This window comes from Burkholderia sp. LMG 13014 (assembly GCF_905232215.1).
Lineage (GTDB): Bacteria > Pseudomonadota > Gammaproteobacteria > Burkholderiales > Burkholderiaceae > Burkholderia.
In genome coordinates this window covers 1-3,619 of sequence record NZ_CAJNKE010000587.1, presented here as the reverse complement: position 1 = coordinate 3,619, position 3,619 = coordinate 1, and the positions used below count along the sequence as shown (strand labels likewise).

The following is a 3,619-nucleotide window of genomic DNA, read 5'->3' as shown; positions in this document are numbered from 1 at the left end:
GAAGGCGCGGCGGCCAGCACGCTGGCGTCCGTCACGCGGCTCGGCTAGGATGCGCGAATTGTCCTGACGATTCGCGGGCCGCCCATGATCCGAAACGCCGCCTCTTCCGTCCTCCTCGAAGTGATCGCCACGACCGTCGGCGACGCGAAAGCCGCCGCCCGCGCAGGCGCCGACCGCCTCGAACTGGTGACCGCGATCACCGAAGGCGGGCTGACGCCGAGCGTCGGCCTGATCGAAGCCGTCGTGGCCGCCGTGCCGATTCCCGTCAATGTGATCGTGCGACCGCACAGCCGGTCGTTCGTGTACGACGCCGATGACCTGCGCGTGATCGAACGTGACGTGCGCGCGGCCGTCGCGGCCGGTGCGAACGGCGTCGTGTTCGGCGCGCTCGATGCACGCGGCGACGTCGATCTCGACGCACTGGCCCGCATCGCGGCCGCGGCGGACGGCCGCGCGCTAACTTTCCACCGCGCGTTCGACGTGTCGCGCGACCTCAACGCCGCATTCGACGCGCTGCTGCGCGTGCCGGCCGTCACGTCGGTGCTAACGTCGGGCGGCCATCCGTCGGTGCTCGACGCGGTCGCGACGATCACGCGGCTGGTGCGGCAGGCCGCCGGCTCGACCTGCACGGTGCTGGCGGGCTCGGGGCTCACGATCGATGCAGTCGGCGATTTCGTCCGCGCCACCGGCGTGCGTGCGGTGCATTTCGGTTCGGGCGTGCGGCCGCGCGGCGAGGTGCTGGCACCGGTCGATCAACCACTCGTCGAGCGCGTGCGCGCGGCGATCGACGGCGCGGCGGCACACGTGTGACACACACGCCGTACGGCGGCCGTACGCGCCGATACGGCACACCGGGACGCCATTCGGAACGGAGGAGCACATGACGGACGCATCACACGACACGCAGGACGGCACAGCCGACGACAGCGCGCCGGGCTGGGACGCGATCGACGGCGCGCTCGCGCGCGTCTATCCGGGGCAGGAGCCGAAGCACTACGCCACGCTGCTCAAGTGGCGGTTCGGCGGCCGCGATCCGCTCGACGGGATCAGTGTGTGGAAGCGCGCGGCACCCGTGCCGCACTGGCATTTCGTCACGTACGGGCTCTCCGAGCTGTATGCGAAGGAGTCGGACGATCCGGCCGTCAGTGGCTTCGGCTTCGAGCTGACGATGCGCGTCGCATGCGGCGCCGCCGACGAAGAGCCGCCGAACTGGGTGTTCAGCTTCCTGCAGAACCTCGCGCGCTACGTGTTCCAGAGCGGCAACGCGTTCGACGACGGTCACTGGATGACGGCCAACGGCCCGATTGCGCTCGATACCGATACGAAGCTCTGCTCGATGGGTTTCGCGTTCGATCCGGAGCTGCCGGCGATCGATACGCCGCACGGCAGTCTGGCGTTCCTGCAGATCGTCGGGTTGACGATCGACGAGGAGCGCGCCGCGAAGCGCTGGCGCACGCGCGCGCTGCTCGACACGCTGCTGCCGCATATGCCGCTGTGGGTGACCGATCTCGGCCGCGCGTCGCTGCTCGAGCGCGCGGACGTGCGTGCGCAGGTCGACGAGGGCACCCGGCGCGACGGCTCGTCGAGCGGCTCGCTGTTCACCGATGTGCTCGGATGGGAAACGCGCAAGCGGCTGCTGCGCGCGCCCGTGATCGAGATCACCGTCGGCGCACGGCAGGTCGAGGAACTCGTCACGCTGCTGCCGCTGCGATTGCCGTTCGACCGGCCGTTTCGCCTGGTCGGTCACAATGGCGCGGTGCGGTTCGTGCACGCCGATGCGAACGGTGTGACCGACGAGGACGGCACGCTGACGCTGCGGCTCACCGACGCGACGGTGCAGGCGCTGGCGCGCACGCTGCAGCCGCGCGCCGGCGAGTATGCGGTCGACGGGCTCGACGGCGTGCGCTGGCGGGTCGAGAAGACCGTGATCCGCGACGCGCAGGGCAACCCGGTGCAGACGATCGGATGAAAAAAAGCCGGGGCATGCCCCGGCTTTTTCGTGGGTACGCGGTGCTGCCGCTTACGCGTTCGCCGACATCGCGCCCGCGTCGCTCGAGCGGATACCGAGGCGCTCGAACAGCGCACGGTCCTTCTGCGATTGCGGGTTGCTCGTCGTCAGCAGCTGGTCGCCGTAGAACATCGAGTTCGCGCCGGCGAGGAAGCACATTGCTTGCAGCCCGTCGTCGAGTTGCTCGCGGCCGGCCGACAGGCGCACGACGGCCTTCGGCATCGTGATGCGCGCAACCGCGATCGTGCGCACGAATTCGAACGGGTCGAGCGCCGCGGTGCCTTCGAGCGGCGTGCCTTCGATCGCGACGAGGTTGTTGATCGGCACCGAATCCGGATACGGGTTCAGGTTCGCGAGCTGCGAGATCAGGCCCGCGCGTTCGCGGCGCGATTCGCCCATCCCGATGATGCCGCCGCAGCACACGTTGATGCCTGCGTCACGCACGCGATCGAGCGTGTCGAGGCGGTCCTGGTAGGTGCGCGTCGAGATCACCTGGCCGTAGAACTCCGGCGACGTGTCGAGGTTGTGGTTGTAGTAGTCGAGGCCCGCACTCGCGAGTTCCTGCGCCTGTTCGTCTTCCAGCATGCCGAGCGTCATGCAGGTCTCGAGGCCGAGTTCCTTCACGCCGCGCACCATCTCGGTCAGCGCCGGCATGTGGCGCTCCTTCGGGTTGCGCCACGCGGCGCCCATGCAGAAGCGGCTTGCGCCGTTCGCCTTCGCGGCACGCGCGGCGTCGAGCACCGCGTCGACGTCCATCAGCTTCTCGGCCTTCAGGCCCGTGTCGTGGTGCGACGACTGCGAGCAGTAGCCGCAATCTTCCTCGCAGCCGCCCGTCTTGATCGACAGCAGCGTCGACAGCTGCACCGCGTTCGCGTCGAAGTGTTCGCGGTGCACCTGCTGCGCGCGGAAGATCAGGTCGTTGAACGGCAGCTCGAACAGCGCGACGACGTCGGCGACGCGCCAGCGCTGCGAGGCCGGAGCGGCCACGGGAATCGCGTCGGGTTGCACGGTGGCGGCAGTTTGGGCTTGGGTCATGTCGTTTTCCTGTCCTGGACGGGGATGAGGGATCGGGGGATCGGGTTCTGGTGGGTCAATGCTGCGCGGCGCGCAGCGTATCGACGAGCGCGGCGATATCGAGCATCGCCGCGGCGGATTCGGGGGTGGCCGGGCTCATGTGCGGAATGCGGCCGAGCAGCGGTGCGCCGTGCTCGCGGGCGAGCCAGTCGCGCATCGTCGCGACGTTCTCGTCGGGGAACGACATCGCCGGGTCGACGTGGTTCGCGACCCAGCCAGCGAGCTTGAGGCCGCGCGCGGCGATCGCGTCGGCGGTGAGCAGCGCATGGCTGATGCAGCCGAGCCGCACGCCGACCACGAGCACGACCGGCACGCCGAGTGCGACCGCGAGATCGGCCATGTCCTGCGTGTCGTTCATCGGCACGCGAAAGCCGCCGGCGCCTTCGACGACGACGATCTCCGCGCGCGTCAGCGCTTCGCGATGGCACGCGACGATCGTGTCGATGTCGAGCGTCACGCCTTCCTGCGCGGCGACGATATGCGGCGCGGCCGGTGCTTTCAGCAGGAACGGCGTGCGCAGCTCGGGCGGCAGCACGA

4 protein-coding genes are annotated in these 3,619 nt (G+C 69.5%); 2 read left to right on the top strand and 2 right to left on the bottom strand.

The features are described 5' to 3' along the window. Positions 1-84 precede the first annotated feature (84 nt). On the top strand, positions 85-810 hold the full coding sequence (locus tag JYJ84_RS31380; RefSeq protein ID WP_122946395.1) for a copper homeostasis protein CutC: 726 nt from the start codon (positions 85-87) through the stop codon (positions 808-810). A 70-nt stretch (positions 811-880) separates the two neighbouring features. Continuing rightward, positions 881-1,969, top strand: coding sequence for a suppressor of fused domain protein (locus JYJ84_RS31375; RefSeq protein WP_175223263.1), 1,089 nt, complete (start codon positions 881-883; stop codon positions 1,967-1,969). A gap of 51 nt (positions 1,970-2,020) precedes the next feature. On the opposite strand, the gene bioB is transcribed toward JYJ84_RS31375, so the two are convergent. Both bioB and bioD read right to left on the bottom strand, forming a co-directional pair. Continuing rightward, positions 2,021-3,043: a biotin synthase BioB gene (bioB, locus tag JYJ84_RS31370; protein WP_175223264.1), complete on the bottom strand. Its 1,023-nt coding sequence runs from the start codon at positions 3,041-3,043 to the stop codon at positions 2,021-2,023. Between the two features lie 55 nt (positions 3,044-3,098). Continuing rightward, positions 3,099-3,619, bottom strand: a 521-nt coding sequence (bioD, locus tag JYJ84_RS31365; protein ID WP_205189922.1) for a dethiobiotin synthase, incomplete at its 5' end; no start/stop codon positions are given.